Source organism: Paenibacillus sp. CMM36 (assembly GCF_053570945.1).
Map to the genome: position 1 here is coordinate 103,180 of NZ_JBSEDY010000009.1, position 20,007 is coordinate 123,186.

A 20,007-nucleotide genomic window follows, 5' to 3' on the forward strand; every position below is an offset into this window, starting at 1 on the left:
GGCCCAGTGATTGCTCACTGGACCTAGACTTGGTTCACTATAACTTTAGACATACCTCAACCCCCTTATGTTATATAAGAGCTTTACTCGCTGCGAGTATAACATAAGCGGGAAGAAATATACATACTCAGGAATTGGAAGAAGCTGCGGTATTGTCGCTTGCTTTTTTAGCTAACTCCTCTTGTAGCGCTTGTTTGGCCAAATCGAGCTGTTGCTCATCAATGTACACATACGGGCTACGCCATGTTCCCGCTACCGGATTGTATTTCACATTTTGCTTGGAAATATTCCAATAGGTTTGTACGATATTCTTCATTTGCTGTGACTCAATATCTGTCATCATATTCTTATCAACCGATTTAATAATTGCACTAAACTTGGTCAAAGCGTTAAAGGATTGCATTTGGTCAATTAGAGAATGAAGCACCTGATTTTGTCGACGATTGCGATCAAAATCGTCAGATTCAGCTGTTCTCGGACGACAATTCGATTTGCGGTAGCGAACAAAATCAAGAGCCTGGTCACCGTTCAAATGCTTGGCTCCAGCTGTCAGATTAATATCGGTACCATCTGCACGGTCACGATAACACATGTTTTTATCAACCGTCACATCTACGCCACCCAAATTATCTACTACATCTCTAAAGCCCTGGAAGTTAATAACCGTCACATAATCGATATCAATGTTTAAATATTTGCCGATCATCTTCTTCATCTGTTCTTCAGCAACTTCACCAGATTCTTTTTCTCTAGCCTTAAACACCGGATAATACTCATTCAACTTGCGAGGTTTATATCCATCCATTTCTAGACGCGTATCGCGCGGTAGGGACACGATGGTAGACGATTTAGTATTGGGGTTCAATGTAGCTACCATAATAACGTCGGACAAATAAGTCGGATGATCAGGGCGGTAATCGGTTCCTAGCAATAAGATAGTCAAAGGCTTAGCTTCTGCCAATTGTGTTTTGGGTACTTCCTTGTTGATCCCCGTATCCAAAACTTCCTCTACCTGATTGTAAAGATAGTAGGTATAACCACCTGCTGCTAAAATACCTATAATGAGCAGAAACAAGACAAACTTCATAAACGATCTGAAAAAGCTTTTTTTCTTTTTCGTTTTTTTCGGTTTGGCGGATTTTTTCCCGGTTTGTGTCCGGGGAGGCAATCCGTTCGAAAGATTACTCATGCTTCAACACCTTTTCCTGCGTTTTGAGAAATATAGCTTTCTCCAAGTTTACAATCCTAAAACACACACAGCGGCGCATCCCGTTCCCGGGCGTCGCCGCTGTGGCCAAAGACCAATCCAATCAATTACATATTTGCTTGTGCTGTTTTACGTTGCTTCTCTGCACGCTCGCGTTCACCTTTGTTCAAAATCTTTTTACGCAAACGGATGGCATTAGGTGTAATTTCGCAATACTCGTCATCATTCAGGTATTCGAGCGCCTGCTCCAAAGAGAAGATTACAGGTGTTTTCAGTTTAACTGTATCGTCTTTTGTTGCTGAACGAACGTTTGTCAGTTGTTTTTCTTTACAAATGTTAACGACGATGTCGTTATCACGTGTGTGCTCTCCAACGATCATACCCTCATAGATTTCAGTACCTGGCTCTAGGAACAAAATACCGCGATCTTCTACGCCCAGCATACCATAAAATGTAGAGCTGCCGTTTTCTGTTGACACGAGTACACCCTGATGACGTCCACCTACTTGACCGCCAACAAATGGTCCATAGCTGTCAAACGCATGGTTCATTACGCCATAACCACGAGTCAAAGTCAGGAAGTTTGTAGTGTAGCCGATCAGACCACGTGCAGGGATCAGGAATTCCAAGCGAACTTGTCCGGTGCCGTTATTAATCATGTTAACCATTTCGGCTTTACGGGAGCCCAAACTTTCCATAACTGCGCCCATGCTTTCTTCCGGAATATCAATAAGGAGACGTTCGATTGGCTCCATTTTCTTACCATCAATTTCCTTGACGATAACTTCCGGTTTGGACACTTGCAGTTCGTAACCTTCACGACGCATGTTTTCAATCAAGATACCCAGATGCAACTCACCACGTCCGGATACAATAAAGGCGTCCGGGCTATCCGTTTCATCAACACGTAAGCTGACGTCCGTTTCGAGTTCTTTCAGAAGACGCTCACGCAATTTACGGGATGTTACCCACTTACCATCGCGACCTGCGAATGGGCTGTTGTTAACCAAGAAGGTCATTTGCAGTGTCGGCTCATCAATCTTCAGTACAGGCAGCGCTTCAGGATGGTTTGGATCAGCAATGGTTTCACCAATGTTGATATCTTTAATTCCCGCAATCGCTACAATGTCACCAGCGCCCGCTTGATCCGTTTCAATACGTTTCAGGCCTTGGAAGCCGAACAGCTTCTCAATACGCGCCGATTTACTACTACCATCACGTTGCATAACTGTGACTGCTTGCCCCTGCTTGATGATACCGCGGTTTACACGACCTACTGCAATTCGGCCAAGGTATTCGTTATAATCCATCAGTGTTACGAGGAATTGAAGAGGCTCATCTACATTCTCAGTTGGAGCCGGAATATGCTCTACAACTGTTTCGTACAATGCTTGCATGTTATCGTCTTGCTTTTCAGCATCCATGCTGGATGTTCCGTTCAGCGCCGAAGCGTACACAACAGGGAATTCCAGTTGCTCATCATTCGCACCCAGCTCGATGAACAGATCCAGTACTTCGTCAATAACTTCTGCCGGACGAGCCGCCGGACGGTCAATTTTGTTCACTACAACGATAGGCGTCAGATTTTGTTCCAGCGCTTTACGCAGTACGAATTTCGTTTGCGGCATGCAACCTTCGTAAGCATCTACGACAAGCAAAACACCGTCAACCATTTTCATAATCCGTTCCACTTCGCCACCAAAGTCGGCGTGTCCTGGTGTATCTACAATGTTAATCAGATAATCTTTGTAAGTGATAGCTGTATTTTTAGCCAAAATCGTAATACCGCGTTCACGCTCCAGATCGTTGGAGTCCATGGCGCGCTCCTGAACAGCCTCGTGTTCTCTAAATGTTCCGGACTGTTGAAGCAGCTTGTCGACAAGCGTCGTTTTTCCGTGGTCGACGTGGGCAATAATCGCAATATTGCGAATGTTTTCTCTAGCATGCATGGTTTGTATCCATATCCTTTCCGTATATCAAAATAGTGTCTCTATCCTGAAGCAGTGCTGATTCAAGGCTAACAATCGTTCTTTAGGCCCACTCCCTGCCAGCCTTCTATATGTTTCAGGCTTTGTACAGACAGCTTCTCTCTCCGATTCGCGTGAAAACCTTAAAATAAGCGTCAGAAATCATTCCGACGCTCTTATCATATCCATTATATTATAGTTGAAATATGTCATAAAGCAAGACATTATTGCCTGTTCCGTAATTTACCGCCATAAAATCTCATTGCTTGTCGTTTACCATTTGCGTTTGCCACGGTTGTTTACGACCAACCAGATTCCAGCGCCGATCAGTAAAACTGCAATAACATATATGATACCCGTTCTTAACAGGGTAATGACCAATAAAAACACCGATACCAAGCCCAATATCACGCCCCCCGTATATACATTACGAGAAAGCGAAATATCATTAATGGCGTACTCCCATAATCCAACCGCCACACCTAGAAGTAACAAAGGCCATAAATAGGCCATTAAATTCCAGCCCCAAATATTGCAGAGCAAAAATAAGAAGCCATAAACCGATAAAATCCCTGCTGGCAGCAACATAAAGGGTGAAACTTTACGCTTCATGTACATTGCATGCAGTACGATTCCAGGTATTAAAAACAGCAAAGGCCAAAAGTTTCGTCCCAAGAAGGAGAACGTCCCCAGTTTCCCCAACAAAATAATCAGTCCTACGGCAACAATGCCCACTCCGATCATACGCTCTTTTCCGGAATTCATCGTGGTCTCCTTTGTTTGCTGAATTTGTTTTTAGGTCGCTTAATGTGATTGTTTTTAAGTATATTTTAGCCGATGTTTTCCAAAAAAACTACGTTCAAATATGATGAGCACGTAGCTGACGATATATTCCTGCAATCACAACTGCTGAGGCTAAGAGTCCTGGTAACCATGCATGTATAAGCTCTCCCGTACCTGCTAACCATACACCCAATCGGGGATCACGCAGTAGCATTTCTCCTGCCGTAAAAGCCAGGATTGCAGATCCGAGCAAAACAAGTACAGGGAACCGGTGAAGCCAGATCGCAATTACGTTGCTGCCCCAGACAACTATCGGAATGCTAATTGCAATACCAATGACAATAATGGCGATATCCCCATCTGCTAGTGCTGCAATAGCTAATACGTTATCTAGACTCATCACAAAGTCCGCTACCAGAATCACCTGTATAGCCTTCCATATGGTTGTTTCTGCTCTGACTCCTACATGATCCTCACTCTCATAAAGCAGCTTAAACGCAATCCATAACAGAAGTAGACCACCTGCCGCCTGAATAAAGGGTATGCCCAGCAAAATGACAGCTACAAAAGTCAAAACACAGCGCAGGAGGACTGCACCGACTGCCCCCCACCATATAGCTTGACTCCGCTGCCTTGCAGGCAAATTTTTGCTCGCCATGGCTATAACAACCGCATTATCACCGCTTAACACCAAATTAATCATTAATATTTTCAACAGCAAAATGATATGCTCCATGTGTACAAACACCCCCATCCTACTTGTATGCGAAATAGGACGAGGCTATGCTTATAAGCTTTGTCAAATAAGTCATCCTTTATTAAAAAATGATGTCAAATTCGTTGAGTAAAGACCTTGAAATCAATAACAAACAGCCATATAATGAATCGTATTTCCGGAAAACGGGTATTAAAATAAACACATACAACGATTTTAGGATGTTTAATCAGGGAGATGAGAACGATTGATATGTCCGGACTTCAGTTCTTTTGGCTACTGCTTAATGTGATATTTATTGATCTTCTGCTCGCAGGGGATAATGCGATTGTAATTGGACTTGCCGCCAGAAAGCTGCCTCCTGCAACGCAAAAAAAAGCGATACTGTACGGCACCGGTGGTGCCCTGCTTATTCGCATAGCAGCCACCATTGTGGTACTCTGGCTGCTTCAAGTACCGTGGTTGTTACTCATCGGGGGGATTATGTTAGTCTGGATTGCGTATAAGTTGCTCGTAGACCAGGAGGACCATACCGAAGTCAAAGCGGGAACAACATTATGGGGTGCTATCCGCACGATTGTTGTAGCCGATGCGGCTATGGGTCTGGACAATGTGATTGCTGTTGCTGGCGCTGCCCAGCAGCATTTGCTACTTGTAGTGCTGGGCCTGTTAATCAGCGTGCCAATCGTGGTATGGGGAAGCACTCTTTTTATCAAACTGATCAATAAATTCCCCTGGATTATCTATTTGGGATCGGCTGTACTTGGTTATACGGCCTCTAATATGATTACTGAAGAACGTAAGCTGGAACCTTACTTTACCGAGCACCCTGCGCTGCGTATCTTGTTTATTGCTACAGTTATGGCTGGTATTTTGCTCACGGGATATCTTCAAAATCGCAAAGCAATGTCCAGTCGAGAAAAAGCTGTTTAAAATGCTTCAAAAACTGTTTTAACTAAAATCAAAAAAGGCAGACCCCATAATAACAGTGGGTCTGCCTTTTTGTTTAAAACCAATCTTCCTGTATAACTTCCTCATTACGCCCCTCTATAGCTCCGCCTGCCTCCAGGACAAGCGTTTCCGTTGCAGCCACAGCCTGTTCAATCAAGGCATTTAAATCCCGAATAGAGGCTTCAATCTTTTGAACAACCCACAAATTTGGATTGGTCGTTGGAGATTTAGGAACAAACAATGTGCAGCAATCCTCATATGGAAGGATGGATAAATCGTAGGTGCCAATTTGCTTAGCGATTTCCGTGATCTCCTGCTTATCCATCATGACGAGAGGTCGCAGCAATGGTAATTCTGTCGAACGGCCAATCACATTCATGCTGGATAACGTTTGACTAGCAACTTGACCCAGACTGTCACCCGTCACGAGTGCCAGCGCTCCTTCACGCTCAGCCAGCATCGTTGCAATTCGCAGCATAGACCGTCTCATTAGCGTTATAATCAGATTGTCCTGTCCAGTGCGCGTAAAGGCCGTCTGCACCTCTGTAAACGGTACAAGGTGGATTTTGATCCGCCCTGCATAGCCTGCTAATACCCTTGCCAATTCAATGACCTTTTCTTTCGCACGCTCACTTGTAAACGGATAGCTATAAAAATGTACACATTCAATTTCCAGTCCTCTACGCATGGAAGACCATCCTGCTACCGGGCTGTCGATTCCACCAGACAGCAGCAGCATAGCTTTACCGTTCGTTCCTAACGGAAAGCCCCCTACAGCCATAATAACATCGCTGAATATATAGGCCGCCTGCTCTCTGACTTCCACACGCAACTCAATATCTGGTTGATGCACATCGACCCTCAACGCTTGAAACTCTCGCAAAATAGGAGAACCAATTAAATGGTTCATCTCTTGTGAGGAATGAGCAAACTCCTTCCACACTCTGCGGGCATTTACCTTGAAAGTCGTTCCCTCGGCCACATTCAGCTCACGCATCAAAGCTACAGCGGTCTCAATTATAGCACCCAGCTCGACAGGAGCCATTTTGACAGGACTGATTGTCGTGATGCCAAACACTTTTTGTAACACTTGAATGATCTGTTCATAAGGCTCTCCTCCGAGTACCACATAAATCCGTCCAAATTCCTTCCGCAAAGAAGCGCCAGGGAACGGCTTGAGCAGCAGCTTCACGTGATTCAGTACTGCCTTTTCAAAACGAGTTCGATTCTTCCCTTTTAATGTAAATTCACCGAAGCGAAGTAACAGCATATCATAGTGCATTTTAACGTTTCCACCTTTCAAGGGATTCCAGCTTGGCTACAGCCTGTTGCAGTGCAAGTATAAGCTCATCGATATCCTGTTCCGTATGTTCATCACCAAAGCTGATACGAATGCCGCCAGATGCTTCTGCCTCATTGCGGCCCATCGCCTGCAGCACCCGGCTGGGCTCGGCCAACTTCGAAGAACAAGCCGATTTGGTGGATACGGCCACACCTAGTTGCTCCAGCGTATGCAGCAGCACCTCGGCCTTCATACCCGGATATGAAAAGTGGACAATATGCGGTGCTTCCTCCCCGCTGTTTAGCCGCAGTTGAGGGATTGTCTGCACTTCTGCGACCACCCGTTCTCTCCACTCGGTCATACGTCGTGCTGTTTCTGCTTGTCGTTCGCCCGCTAGTCGTACCGCTTTGGACATACCAACAAGCAGTGGCACATTTTCCGTACCTGCACGAAAACCCTGCTCCTGAGAGCCGCCACTATGCAGTGGGAAAATCTCTACACCTTCCCGAACGAATAGTAGTCCAGCACCTTTAGGTCCACGCAGCTTATGCGCAGAGAGGCTGTACAGATCAGCCCGCCAGCCCCGGATATCAACCGGCAGCTTTCCAAACCCCTGTACACCGTCAATATGAAATAGAATACGGGGGAACTGTTTCTTCAGCGCAGCTCCGATATCATGCACCGGTTGCACCCTTCCCGTCTCATTATTGACATGCATAATACTGACTAAAATCGTATCTTTACGGACAGCGGCACAAACCTGTTCGGCGCTCACATGCCCTTCCGCATCGACAGGTAAAAATGTAACCTCAAAGCCCAGATTTGTCAGTTGTCTGCAAGCTTCATACACAGACGGGTGTTCTGTCGATACAGTAACAATATGCTTGCCTCTGGTCTGATACTGCAAAGCTACTCCCTTAATAGCAAGATTGTTGCTTTCCGTTGCCCCAGATGTGAAGACAATCTCTGATGGATACACTCCCAAAGCCGCAGCACATACTTCGCGCGAACGCTTAAGCAACTTATCCGCATCCTCTCCATACCGATGCATCGAAGATGGATTGCCATAGTGGCGTCTCATGATCTCAGCAACGGTTGTAATCACCTCTTCAAAAGGCGGAGTTGTCGCCGCATAATCAAAATATTTCATTAAACTCCCCTTTCTGCCCTACAACTGCTGCAACAAAAAAAGACCAAAACAGGGAAAGGCCGCTACATTATAGCGACACCCTTTCCCCATATTGACCCTGTTCTGCGGACCTAATCTAATTGAAATTACACACTTTTTTCGTTATAAGCTATAGGGCTTAGATCGTATATTTTTCACGTGCATTTTGAATCTTGTTAATATATCTTTGCGTTTCCAGCGGAAGCTTATCTAGTACAGACATTAACTGTTCATCACTACTTACACCAAGCCGCTGCACCCGTCCGGGACCTGCATTATATGCAGCCAGCGCCATATTTTCTTGTCCGTTAAAACGTTTAATCTGATAAGACAAATAACGAACTCCAGCATCAATATTTTGTCCAGGATCATACGGGTCACTGACTCCCAGACCTTGAGCCGTAGCATCCATAAGTTGCATAAGCCCTTTGGCCCCGGCCGAAGAAGTGACCGACGGATTGAATGAAGATTCCGTATCAATAACTGCTTTAATCAACGCTACTGGAACGCCGTATTTCTGACTAGCCTCGTTAATCATATCATCATATGCCGTAGGTGTTGTAGGCCCGTCTGTTGCTGTGCTGGAAGGAGCGGGATACAATGACGAAGCCGTTCCCCTCGAAGGTCCCAATTGAAGCCAAAGCAAACCATTTTCGTCTCTGGTAACATCACTTGAATTTTCTCGAGTCACAGCACCATCTGTTTCCAACTGACCTACTTGTTCCAGTAATCCGGAAAAAGCGTCCGTTGTCCCCGTCTGGGTTGTAGCACTCATATTATTTAACAGCTGCATGTCTAACATGGACTTGGACACGCGCGGATCAATTTGCATGTGGTGTTCCCAACTTTCTATAGTTGTTATATCCCAAATAGCTTGTCGTTACTGCTATGATACAACTTTTTACTATGTACTTCCATACCTTTTAATGAAAAAAAGCTCCGTTTCTGTCGAAAAGACAGCGGAGCTTTATAGATCAGCTTAAATGTAATTATATCACTAAGATGATTTTTCTCGGATATACAAAAGAAAACTGTACTTTTTCCTCCAGCAAGGTCAGCGAACGAACGGGATAAAAGCAAAATAACTCAATGTCGCCAGCGCCCCAAGACCAATCGACCAAATGCCGGTCGTTTTGCTGCCATTCACATAAGCAAAAAAGCCTAAAACTGCAGCAATAGGCCCCAGTACTATGGACCACATAAACAATGAGGCAATTCCCGCAGCCAGACCAACATAGCCAGAAATACGACCACTATTGTTTATAACTTGCTCTTCACCCTTGACCTCATGTCGAGTCACAACTGAGCCGGGAGCAACCTCTGCTGCATATTCCTCACGATCATTACGGCGCTTGGCAGATCGTTCATGAATGTGACGGGGGTAATCTACACGTTTGCGGCTAACATGCTCTTCATTCTGATGCTTGTCGTTTTCATGATCTTCCATAATAAACTGCACCTCCAAATGCAAAATGAATCGCGTAATAAAATTTACACGGACTTCGGTTTAAAAGTGTGGCAACAGGTTGCGGCTGACGTGTCGGCCTTATCACGTTCTTCTGAACTGAAGCTTTCCCCCGCATATTCTTCTTTAAATTTCTTTCCGGCATGACCATCAACTTCAATCATGATCAAATCTGCCTTGCACAAGTTGTTTTCTCCCCAATAATGACAATTGGCTACGCTACACTTAACGATTGGCTTGGCCTCTTGGCTCATGATCATCACCTCGGATTCATTGTCCCCCCGCTATCCCGCACCTATGCGTTTATGGTATATGGCAGTTGGTGACATACGAAAAAAGCCGCTTCCTTCACCTCCTCCAAAATGGCAGGAAGCAAGTAGAAAACGGCTTGCTTGTCTTGTTTTAGTTTTTGATTAGAAATGATCTTCCCCGTTGAATGCTTTATGCATGAGTACGGCGAGTCTGCATCCGGCGCTGAGTCAAATAGTCACTTTCATAATAAGTCAGATCATCACGCAATTCTTCAAAATTTTTCGTAATGTCCATGATCACTTCGCGAGCGGCTGGCACTGGCGTTTTACGGAAGCGGATAGCATCTTGTCCCGTATACGCATAGCGTCCATCCTCTGCGTAAGATTCATTTTTGGGATAAAAAAAGCTGTTCACGCAGTCATGGTAAACGTTATACAATGCCTTTTCCGCAAAATCGACGTCAAAATTGGCACGGCGTAAAGCCACACCCAACTTTTCATAAGATACTTCGGAAAAAACAAGGACATGACGGAGATCCGACAAAAAGCCTTTGTAAAAGAGCACGGACTCCTCATTGCCATCTGCAGCCAGTTGCGGCAGAGCATGCTCATTGAGGAATGTTTCCACCCGTTTCACGGCAGTTTTCAGTCTCTCCTGCGCCGACTCACATAATTTTTGTACGTTGACTGCTGACATCAAGGCAGCTCCCCCTTATTTGTTGCTTGTTCATCAATTTGGTTACCCGAAAATAGTCCCCTCTAACCGAAAGAGCTGTAATTTTCAGTATTTATCCTACCACAAATAAGCATTGAAAGGTATAAAAACATGCCAACCTCCTCACGCTAAACCATAAATTTATGAATTCTCAAGGAGGACGGTCCCATGTCTCGGCGAAAATGGTTAAAACCCCTGCTAGGAGCAGCTGCCGGGGTGCTTCTCATCACACTGATGCTGCCTTCCCGTGATCACCGCCATACACCGCAGCCCGAATATACGGCCAAGATGGTGCCACAGCAAGAGAAGCAACTCAAAAAAGGAATGTTGGCTTTGGACCTGTCCGCTACGGATACCCTCACACGCATGGATGCAAGGCAGGATATTCAGTACGTGATGCGGGAACTTGATGGTAAAACTGCTGATCAGAAAAGGGAATTTACCCGCACGCTACAGCAATCGCACAGTCATCTTCATACGTTACAGTGGATTCACACAAGCGACGGGAATACGAACACCTACACGGGCAGCAAAGCACAAACTCGTCTGCTCAGTCATCCTCAAATTAAAAGCAGCTTGGCTGCGGCTCGCCGTTCCGTCATGCAAAATAAATCCTACGAATCTGCTGCATTTCAGGCTGAAGGCGGTAAATATTTTGTCATGGCAGAACCATCGGCTGACGGAACATGCGGCGTTGCTGCTCTGGTCAGTCAGCAAGTATTGCGTGACGTGGAGAAGCATCAGCGGAAAAATTTGCGTTTGATTCCCTATCCAAAAGAAGGCAGCTACAAAATCGAATCCGTACATCCCGACACATTGCACGATATTACTGTCAAGACGGGCCACGACAACGAAAATGCAAGCCATTATTTTGAAAATGAAATTGTCGTTCGCTTCCATCATAATCCTGATTCACGACAACTGCAGGAAATTGCAGCAGATTTACACTGTGCGCCAGGCCGCAAGCTTGGTTATACCTATGTATTTCATTCGGATAAGATGAACTTTAAGGAGCTAAAGCAATATTTTTCAAGAAAGTGGAACCCGCTTTATACGGAACCTCACTATATGTATCTAACCAATGAGAGCACACCTATCAAAGCGGACAGCTCTATTCCCAATGATTTGCTCTTTTCCCGCTATCAATGGAATCTGCCGGCAACTGAAACCAACCGAGGTTGGAAATTAAGCAAAGGCAGCAAGGACGTAATTGTCGCTGTCGTAGATACGGGAGTAGATTTGGATCACCCCGACCTAAAAGGTCAAATCCTTTCAGGTCATAACGTGGTAAACCCGTCTGAAAAGCCTTATGATGACGTCGGTCATGGAACGCACGTCGCCGGCATCATTTCTGCCCTCGTGAATAATGGTGAGGGGGTCGCTGGCATGACATGGTACAACAAAGTCATGCCGATCAAGGTACTTGACCAATCCGGCTCCGGTACGACTTACTCGGTTGCAGAAGGTATTATCTGGGCAGCTGATCACGGTGCCAAGGTCATCAATTTGAGTCTGGGCAATTACGCACAAGCTGAATTTTTGCATGATGCGATCAAATACGCCTATGATAAAGATGTCGTATTAATTGCAGCCACAGGCAATGACAATACGGAACGGCCTGGGTATCCAGCAGCGTATCCTGAAGTGTTTGCCGTTTCCGCTACAGATTCTTCTATGCACCGTGCATCCTTTTCTAACTATGGAGATTATGTAGACGTCATGGCTCCAGGTGCAAGTATTGCCAGTACGTACCCAGGGAATCAATATGCTGCACTGTCGGGCACTTCAATGGCCAGTCCCCATGTATCAGCACTTGCTGCCCTGATTCGATCCGTTAACCCCGATCTGACCAACAAAGAGGTTATGGATTTAATGAGAAGCAGCGTAATTGACTTGGGCACACCAGGGCATGACAAATATTTCGGGTATGGTCAAATTGATGTGTATAAAGCGTTGAAAGCAGCACAACGTCCATATGTTCCTTTGCAATTCTATCCACAGCATTTAAGTGACAAGTTAAAATCTATTTTGAAGAAACTGGAAACGTAAGATTCCTTATTGGAAAAAAGCAGCCATGTTGCTCCATGGCTGCTTTTTTGGGCTTTATTAACGCTTGGAACTGCTGCGAACAGGACGCTTGCTATGACTGCGAGTATGACAGCAAGGTTCTCCAGGATCCTTTATACTCACCGGAAATACGTGATGTGGTACAGGTACAATGTGCGTCTGATTAACAATCTCAATTGGATGAACCACAGGCACGACTTGTGGGAAAAATTGATGATTTACAAATTGGATCGGCGGGCACACGATCGGGTCGTAAGGGCAATGACTCATAATGTGCAACTCCTTTCGGTGAATTAGTACAGCATATTAAGAAGGCATGTGCTGTGCTTGGATGTTTACCCCCTAATACAAATATCCCTTATAAAATAGGCTTCCGTTCAACAATGACCGAATGATCAAGCAGTTCGCCCAACAAACGGCACAGTTTGTGAAGACCTGTTATAAGTGTTTCCTTGTCCACATACGAAAAAGAAATACGGATATGATTACTGTCCATACCACCTGCATAGCACACTGCACCAGGTAAAAAGGAAACGCCTTCTCGATCAGCCAGCCGCTCCAATTCTGGAATATCAACATTAGGAGGAAGCTTAATCCACACATTTAAGCCGCCTTCGGGAGCATACCAGCTAACCTCTGGCGGAGCATAGCGCTGGAGCGTATACAATGCGACTGTCAACCGATCCCGCATTTGTTCCCGCAACCAGACAAGATGTCGATCAAGACGGTTCCTGATAAAGGGCAATAGCGCTTTTTGCGTTAATAGAGGGCTCCCCAAATCCGTAGTAGACTTGGCAGCCACCAAACGATCCATTACACTGCCAGTGGCCGCTACACAAGCTATACGGCAGCCGGGAGCAACGGTTTTGCTAAAGCTTTTGATATATATCACATGTCCGGATTGATCATGTGCCTTGATAGAGAGTGGCGGCTTTGTTTTATAGTAGAGGTCAGAAAATGGATCATCCTCAACAATGAGGCAATGATAACTTTGAGCTAGATCCAATAATTGTGTGCGTCTGGCCGTCGTTAAAGTTACTCCGGTAGGATTATGAAAGGTGGGTATCGTGTAGATCAGTTTTGGGGGATGAGTATCACAAAGACGCGTGAGGATATCGATCCGCATGCCCTGCTCATCCATCGGAATCATAATTACTTTGGCACCACGACTGGTAAATACATCAATGGCCCCCGTATATGTAGGAGCCTCCATGTAGACAACATCTCCAGAACCAACAAAAGTACGTGCCACCAGGTCAATGCCCTGTTGGGCACCACTGGTCACGAGCAGCTGTTCTGCAACAGTGCATAGGCCACGTTCGTTCAGGTGATCTACAAACACTTCCCTCAGCGCTAAATCACCTTCAAAAGTACCGTATGCTGCCATTGCATCAGGATTTCCAGAGGATAGACGTTGAGTATCAGCGATGATTTCGCGTGTAGGAAGAAGCTCCGGTTGAATTGCTGCTATATGAAAAGAATAGGGAACCTGTCTGCTATGGTTAAAGTTTCTCCATAACTGTGCGCGTGGCAAATAATCGATCAGCGACATTTGCCATGACAAATCCTGCGCTCCCTCACGTTGAACAGCTACCGAAGGCTCTGCTACATAGCAACCTTTTCCCTGTGTACAGGTAACCAGATTAATAGACTCCAGCTCAGCATATGCCTTGCTTACAGTTACGGGACTTACCGCAAGCAAACTGGACAAATGACGGACAGAGGGAAGCTTTGTGCCCTGAGGCAACAGTCCAGACTGGATGCGATCTGCTAATGTTTTGGCAATCTGTAAATATAATTTAACACTGCTATTGCGGCTGAGATCAATATGCATCGGAACCGTCCCCTCCAAAAATCAACTGTTACATTTAGACGTTTACTGTTATACTTCATTATCGATATAATACAACAAATTTCATAGTACAGTATAGAACACAGGAGATGATTGGATTGGAACACAAATTTTCGGGTATGGCTCGTACTCAGGGCTCGTCCATGGTAAGGGACATTTTAAAGCTGACACAGGGAACAGATGTGTTATCTCTGGCAGGCGGCCTTCCTGCCGATGCCTTTTTCCCCATCGAAGCTGTTGCTAAAGCCTATGAGCAGGTATTTCGCCTCGGCGGTACTACCGCTCTTCAATACGGCCTAACCGAGGGCTACATTCCTCTACGGGAACGTCTTGCAGCAATCATGTCATCCCAAGGCATCTCCGTCACCAGAGATAACATCATCATGACGACGGGCTCACAGCAGACCATTGATCTGGTTTCGCGTGTATTGCTCGATCCGCAGGATACTGTATTGGTGGAGTCCCCTACTTATTTGGCAGCTCTTCAGGTATTTAATTCCTATGGTGCCAACATTGTAAGTGTAGATACAGACTCTAACGGTATGCGATTAGAAGATCTTGAAGCCAAGATCAAAAAACATCAGCCTAAATTCGTGTATGTCATCCCAACCTTCTCCAACCCGGCAGGAAGTGTTTGGAGTATGGAACGAAGAACAGGCGTTGTTGAAATATGCCGTAAATACGGCACTTTGATTTTTGAAGATGATCCTTACGGACGTCTTAAATTTGACGAAAACCTTAACTTTCCATCCCTTTTCTCAATCGATCAACAGCTAGGTGGAGACGGTCATGTGATGTACACTTCTACATTCTCCAAAACCGTCGCTCCTGGTGTTCGATCTGGTTGGCTGGTAGCTAATCAAGCGATTGTCGTTAAAGTCGCCAATGCCAAACAATCTGCCGATCTGCACTCCAGCAGTATTGATCAACGTGCTTTGAATGAGTTATTGGACTTTTTTGACTTGGACGGACATATTCGTACTGTGTCTGCTGAGTACCATACTCGTATGCTACGTCTCACGTCGCTGATGAAAGAACGCCAATGGGAAGGAATCACCTGGAATGATGCACTTGGCGGTATGTTTATGTGGGTTACTTTACCCGAGGGATTCCGTTCTGATCGGTTGCTGCAACTCGCAATTCAGGAAGGAGTGGCATTTGTGCCTGGACAAGTCTTCTATGCTGACCTAAGTGGCAGCAACCATATGCGAATCAACTTCACGCATACGGATCCTTCCTTGCTTCCAAAAGCAGTTGACCGATTGGATCGGGCACTGAAGATGTACACAGAGGAAAGTGTTGTAAACAGCGTGCGATGATGGAGTTGGCAGGACACGTACGTGAGGCCGCTTCACGAATCATTTGATTTTACGATCGCTGTTCCCTCTGATTCGTTTGGAATTTGAATAGCATGTTGGAATCTGGGACAAAGATGTACGCCTCGCCTCTGTAGATTCAAATGCGTTTGCTACGCTGACTACGTGCCTCATTCTCGAACGGTTTTACGGTAGAGAAGTAAAAATTAGGATGAAAGCCCACAGTAATTATGCTGGGGGCTTCATTCTAAGAATGCACTATATCTGCGTAAGTACGGTATGTTAAAAAGGGTGTGCCATCATTCCCACAGGAATATGACACACCCTTTTTAATTCAATAAATACATTTGGATTAAAGGCTTTCATGCAAACAGGTCATTTACAAAAGTTAAATTCATACTTTTTAAGGTGTTGCAGTGGGGAAAGTTTTCCGTAAGCCGGGTTCTGTGCTATTCGTGGTACAGACGGGAACTACCCTCCCACTACAAGCGACAATCATCTATCTAGGCCGAACATTGCTATCCAGCTCCAGCGACCAACCTAGACACGCCTCGGGCTAAGGCTGCTTCGCGAAGAAGCTGTGTCCCATTAGGTCTTGCTCCAGATGGGGTTTACCAGGAACGAAGTCACCAGCGTTCCTCGGGGTCTCTTACACCTCGGTTCCATCCTTGCCTGTGCCGCAAGCGGCCATCGGCGGTCCATTTCTGTGGCACTATCCTTCAACTCGCGCTGACTGGACGTTATCCAGCATCCTGCCCTATGGAGCCCGGACTTTCCTCTCGCGGCTTACGCCACCAGCGATTGTCTGTCAAACTTTCCGAACAACATTACATAGTATACAGGGAACGCGCGCATGATACAACCCTGAAAATATTGTAAAACGTATAGATCTCTGTTTACTTGCCCAAATAAAACGGATGTACCTTTCTCTGCAATGAATCATCCGCCACATAATAAGCAGACCTTCCCACGTATAGCGGGATAGAAAGCTTACTAAAATCAGGAACGTCCTCATCTAGGAACAGTTCATCATCTCGGTAGGTCTGCTGTATTTCACCGACGATCCAATCATGATCTCCATAGGTATGAATATCCACGACTTTACACTCATAAGCAAGATAAGCCTCCAGCAATATAGGCACATTGACTGAAATTCCATCCTCATATGCAATGCCAAACTGCTGAAACTTATCTACATCTTTACCACTAAAGGTACCTACAGCCTGAATCCATTCCGATCTGTGCGCAGGCAGAAACTGAATACCAAAGCCTCCGCTTTTCTCGATCAGTCCGTGAGAATATGTTTCCTTCCTCAGTGAAATGCCATACATGCCCGGTGATGATCCGATATAGGTATGCCAGCCTGAGGCCATTACATTATTTTCCCCCTCATAGCGGGAAGTAACAACAGCGACCATGCCTGGATAGGCATGAATTGCAGAATCAGCTATCAGCGTCCGCATAGAACCTCTCCCTACGAAAAAAATAATAGAGCATCTTCATTTTCTCATAGATGTTGAGATTTTACAAAAATTGAAAAGGTTCGGTTTCTACCTGAGATACATGTACTTCCGTTGAATAACGACCTTCTACCAAGCGTTTGCGCATCCATTCTGCGGTTTTAGGCTTCATAATCTTTTCAGCATTATGTCCAGGGTCAATAATAGCAATCCCCGCCATCAGGGCATCGTGAGCCGTGTGATAGTCAATATCCCCTGTGACCAATACATCAGCGCCTTTGAAAAGCGACTTATTCACATAGCGGCTGCCTGAGCCCCCAAGCACGGCTGCCTTTTTGATCATACGGTCCAAGTCGCCCACCACACGTACATGCTCCACGTTGAGGCCATTTTTCACAACATCGACAAACTCCCGTAGCGTGCGAGTTTCCTTAAGCTTGCCCACCCGTCCCAAACCAAAGGAACGGCCCTGCAAATCCATGTGATACAGGTCATAAGCCACCTCTTCATAAGGATGAGCCTTCAGCATCGCTTGAATGACTTTGTTGCGTACAGCCTGCGGTACAATGGTTTCAATACGAACCTCTTCACTACGTTCCATTTTACCCTGCTCACCCAAAAACGGCTGTGTGCCTTCACCCGGCACAAAAGTTCCATAGCCGTCAATGTTAAAGCTGCAATGGCTGTAGTTGCCGATATGTCCAGCTCCCGCCCCCAGTATGGCATCCAGTACCCGTTGATGATGTGTTTTGGGTACGAAAACAACAAGCTTGAATAATTGCTCGGTGTGAACATCCTCAAGCGTACCTTCACTTTGAATACCCAGTGCTTCTGCCATCCAGTCATTCATGCCGTCCTCAGCTGTATCCAGATTCGTATGACTGATGTAGACAGCAATATCATTCTTGATCAGTTTTTCATACAATCTACCCGCAGGCTGATCTGTGTTCAAAGCTTTAAGTGGGCGGAATATAATCGCATGATGCGCAATAATGAGGTCAGCTTTTATGCGGAGTGCCTCTTCGACAACCTCATCATTAACATCTAGGGCTACTAATATGCTTTTGATTTCCTTTTGCAGACTACCCAGCTGAAGCCCGATTCTATCGTCCGGAACTGCCAAGTATTTCGGAGCCAGCTGCTCCATATAGCTAATTACTGTCTGTCCTTTGGCAAACATGCAAGTACCTCCTCTAGCTGTTCAATTTGCTTGCGCAATTGCTCCCGCTTATGCTGTGCGGATTCCTGATCTGATCGTGCCACTTGTGCCAGCACATCCTCAAGCTTGCGAATCTCCAATTTCCATTTATAAAAAAAGATTTCATTCGGTGCTTTGACCAATAGTGGTCCGAGTTGCATCAACAAATCCGGTGTCAGTACCAGCGAACTATCGGGAATTTTCCATGGTTGATACAGCGCATCCTGTTTCAGTGGGCTTACCGAATCAGGTACTGCCGTCAGAATCTCATATATTTTCCCGTCTTCTTCCATAATATGTTCACTTGTTAGTACCCATTGATGTTCGATGAGCCAACGGCGTAAGATATCCTCTCCTACGTTAGGCTGTAGAACAAGTTGTTTCACTGAAACAAGCTTGTCTTTCCCTTGCTCTAAAATGGTAGCGATCAAGGCACCACCCATCCCGGCTATCGTAATAACATCAACTTCATCGACCTTAATTACAGCCAAGCCATCTCCCTTTCTAACCGCAATGCGATCCGTGAGACCTGCTTCGGCCACCTGCTTTTGAGCCGCACGCAACGGTCCATCATTGACTTCACCCGCCACAGCTTGCGGTACTCTGCCACTACGCACTGCGGCCACGGGGAGTAGTCCATGATCCGAGCCAATATCCGCAAGTCTGCTCCCGGCAGGTATTTGTTCCATAATATATTGTAATCGTTGAGAAAGTTTCATAACGTCACCCACGTAATCCATTTTTTTCGAGTCCAAAATAAAATTCCAACAACAAATGCCAACTTCAGTATGCTGTAAAACACCACATCTCCCGCCGCTTGATGGCGCAGGATAAACGTGTCTGCTTCAGCCATGAATGCTAGTGTCATGCCTATAGCGAAATAAACCAAAGCGAGACGCGGAAAGCGGCGATGTACCCACCAGCTTAACCAGATCAACAATACTGCGTGCAAAATCCAAAATGCCTCAAGCATCACTAAAGTTGCTGTAGGCCAGAAGCGGCCTATAAGGATCGCGTACACTAAAAGTAGCCCAGCAATGCCACAGTAATGAAGTAAGCTGTTGCGCAAAGTTAATCCCACAAGACACCATACCACACCGCATAGGCCTACGAGCAAAAGAAACCAAACCTTAGCTTCACCTTGATGGAGCTGAATGATCCATACACCCGAACCCAACATAATCGCACTGCCTAAAGTGCTCAACATCGCGCTCATACTCTTTTCAGAAGACCGCCAAAATGCGGCCACTCCATAGCAAATCGTAGTAACTGCACTCGCCGAGAATATTTGCATTGCCAACGGAAAAGCGGTAAAATAAAAACCGATCAAACAAATGCAGGAAATAATGACAAAACCAAGAAGCCAGGCGATCCCATGCCCGTGTCTAAGATATGTAAGCAGCCCGGTGTTGTTACGGTTCTGGCTCTGCGTCGGATCTTCGTCCTCCCGATACAGGTTAGACAAAAAATCGCAATATTGCTCAGGGAGCAGCCGACTTCGCCGCCAATGCTCAATTTCATGTAACAGTATTGCCCGCTTTTTCTCCTGGTCCAAGCTTCTTCCCCTCCACCAAGACTGCCATGAGATAAAAAAAGACCTCCTGCGCGCT

General features: G+C 45.7%; 19 protein-coding genes and 1 other RNA gene. 3 read left to right on the forward strand and 17 right to left on the reverse strand.

All coding sequences use genetic code 11. The annotated features are described in order from the left end of the window. Nucleotides 1–127: 127 nt before the first annotated feature. The 4 genes from ACWA2B_RS18070 to ACWA2B_RS18085 form a co-directional block, all read right to left on the reverse strand. On the reverse strand, nucleotides 128–1,189 hold the full coding sequence (locus tag ACWA2B_RS18070) for an LCP family protein (RefSeq protein ID WP_311078925.1): 1,062 nt from the start codon (nucleotides 1,187–1,189) through the stop codon (nucleotides 128–130). Nucleotides 1,190–1,314: 125 nt separating this feature from the next. Further along, nucleotides 1,315–3,156, reverse strand: coding sequence for a translational GTPase TypA (gene typA, locus ACWA2B_RS18075; protein ID WP_029517769.1), 1,842 nt, complete (start codon nucleotides 3,154–3,156; stop codon nucleotides 1,315–1,317). A gap of 291 nt (nucleotides 3,157–3,447) precedes the next feature. Beyond that, nucleotides 3,448–3,939: a LiaF transmembrane domain-containing protein gene (locus tag ACWA2B_RS18080; protein ID WP_029517770.1), complete on the reverse strand. Its 492-nt coding sequence runs from the start codon at nucleotides 3,937–3,939 to the stop codon at nucleotides 3,448–3,450. Between the two features lie 94 nt (nucleotides 3,940–4,033). Continuing rightward, the gene (locus ACWA2B_RS18085) at nucleotides 4,034–4,693 is read right to left on the reverse strand and encodes a TerC family protein (protein ID WP_029517771.1); all 660 of its coding nucleotides are present in this window, start codon (nucleotides 4,691–4,693) and stop codon (nucleotides 4,034–4,036) included. Nucleotides 4,694–4,909: 216 nt separating this feature from the next. Here ACWA2B_RS18085 and ACWA2B_RS18090 point away from each other — a divergent pair, with 216 nt between their 5' ends. Then, entirely contained in the window at nucleotides 4,910–5,605 is a 696-nt protein-coding gene (locus ACWA2B_RS18090; protein WP_069010274.1) for a TerC family protein, read from the forward strand. Nucleotides 5,606–5,678: 73 nt separating this feature from the next. On the opposite strand, the gene thiI is transcribed toward ACWA2B_RS18090, so the two are convergent. From thiI to ACWA2B_RS18120, 6 genes are all read right to left on the reverse strand, one after another. Then, nucleotides 5,679–6,905 (reverse strand): tRNA uracil 4-sulfurtransferase ThiI, encoded by a 1,227-nt coding sequence (gene thiI / locus ACWA2B_RS18095; RefSeq protein ID WP_069010273.1) that lies wholly within the window; start codon nucleotides 6,903–6,905, stop codon nucleotides 5,679–5,681. Nucleotide 6,906: 1 nt separating this feature from the next. Beyond that, nucleotides 6,907–8,055, reverse strand: coding sequence for a cysteine desulfurase family protein (locus ACWA2B_RS18100; protein ID WP_029517774.1), 1,149 nt, complete (start codon nucleotides 8,053–8,055; stop codon nucleotides 6,907–6,909). A 157-nt stretch (nucleotides 8,056–8,212) separates the two neighbouring features. Continuing rightward, a complete protein-coding gene (locus ACWA2B_RS18105) occupies nucleotides 8,213–8,905 on the reverse strand; it encodes a lytic transglycosylase domain-containing protein (RefSeq protein WP_029517775.1) in 693 nt (230 codons plus the stop codon). Between the two features lie 222 nt (nucleotides 8,906–9,127). Beyond that, nucleotides 9,128–9,520 carry a hypothetical protein gene (locus tag ACWA2B_RS18110; protein ID WP_029517776.1) on the reverse strand — a complete coding sequence of 131 codons (393 nt, stop codon included), beginning with the start codon at nucleotides 9,518–9,520 and terminating at the stop codon, nucleotides 9,128–9,130. A gap of 44 nt (nucleotides 9,521–9,564) precedes the next feature. After that, nucleotides 9,565–9,792 carry a DUF1540 domain-containing protein gene (locus tag ACWA2B_RS18115; RefSeq protein ID WP_029517777.1) on the reverse strand — a complete coding sequence of 76 codons (228 nt, stop codon included), beginning with the start codon at nucleotides 9,790–9,792 and terminating at the stop codon, nucleotides 9,565–9,567. A 187-nt stretch (nucleotides 9,793–9,979) separates the two neighbouring features. Then, entirely contained in the window at nucleotides 9,980–10,486 is a 507-nt protein-coding gene (locus ACWA2B_RS18120; RefSeq protein WP_029517778.1) for a YpuI family protein, read from the reverse strand. A gap of 186 nt (nucleotides 10,487–10,672) precedes the next feature. On the opposite strand from ACWA2B_RS18120, the gene ACWA2B_RS18125 reads away from it, so the two are divergent. Then, entirely contained in the window at nucleotides 10,673–12,553 is a 1,881-nt protein-coding gene (locus ACWA2B_RS18125; RefSeq protein WP_341039648.1) for a S8 family peptidase, read from the forward strand. A gap of 57 nt (nucleotides 12,554–12,610) precedes the next feature. Here the strand turns inward: ACWA2B_RS18125 and ACWA2B_RS18130 are convergent, their stop codons facing one another. Both ACWA2B_RS18130 and pdxR read right to left on the reverse strand, forming a co-directional pair. Continuing rightward, nucleotides 12,611–12,841 (reverse strand): hypothetical protein, encoded by a 231-nt coding sequence (locus ACWA2B_RS18130; RefSeq protein ID WP_080658632.1) that lies wholly within the window; start codon nucleotides 12,839–12,841, stop codon nucleotides 12,611–12,613. A gap of 88 nt (nucleotides 12,842–12,929) precedes the next feature. After that, nucleotides 12,930–14,405: a MocR-like pyridoxine biosynthesis transcription factor PdxR gene (pdxR, locus tag ACWA2B_RS18135; protein ID WP_029517780.1), complete on the reverse strand. Its 1,476-nt coding sequence runs from the start codon at nucleotides 14,403–14,405 to the stop codon at nucleotides 12,930–12,932. Nucleotides 14,406–14,521: 116 nt separating this feature from the next. Between pdxR and ACWA2B_RS18140 the strand changes: the two genes are divergently transcribed. Further along, nucleotides 14,522–15,742: an aminotransferase-like domain-containing protein gene (locus ACWA2B_RS18140; protein WP_029517781.1), complete on the forward strand. Its 1,221-nt coding sequence runs from the start codon at nucleotides 14,522–14,524 to the stop codon at nucleotides 15,740–15,742. Nucleotides 15,743–16,157: 415 nt separating this feature from the next. Here ACWA2B_RS18140 and rnpB read toward each other — a convergent pair. The 5 genes from rnpB to ACWA2B_RS18165 form a co-directional block, all read right to left on the reverse strand. Then, nucleotides 16,158–16,556, reverse strand: an RNA gene (gene rnpB, locus ACWA2B_RS18145) — RNase P RNA component class A. A 79-nt stretch (nucleotides 16,557–16,635) separates the two neighbouring features. Beyond that, nucleotides 16,636–17,202, reverse strand: coding sequence for a flavin reductase family protein (locus tag ACWA2B_RS18150; protein WP_029517782.1), 567 nt, complete (start codon nucleotides 17,200–17,202; stop codon nucleotides 16,636–16,638). Between the two features lie 61 nt (nucleotides 17,203–17,263). Next, on the reverse strand, nucleotides 17,264–18,379 hold the full coding sequence (locus ACWA2B_RS18155; protein WP_449292480.1) for a Nif3-like dinuclear metal center hexameric protein: 1,116 nt from the start codon (nucleotides 18,377–18,379) through the stop codon (nucleotides 17,264–17,266). Next, nucleotides 18,355–19,116, reverse strand: a complete 762-nt coding sequence (locus ACWA2B_RS18160; protein WP_029517784.1) for a tRNA (adenine(22)-N(1))-methyltransferase — start codon at nucleotides 19,114–19,116, stop codon at nucleotides 18,355–18,357. The genes ACWA2B_RS18155 and ACWA2B_RS18160 overlap by 25 nt, the downstream gene beginning before the upstream one ends. After that, nucleotides 19,113–19,952: a hypothetical protein gene (locus tag ACWA2B_RS18165; RefSeq protein ID WP_449292481.1), complete on the reverse strand. Its 840-nt coding sequence runs from the start codon at nucleotides 19,950–19,952 to the stop codon at nucleotides 19,113–19,115. The genes ACWA2B_RS18160 and ACWA2B_RS18165 overlap by 4 nt, the downstream gene beginning before the upstream one ends. Nucleotides 19,953–20,007: the final 55 nt, after the last annotated feature.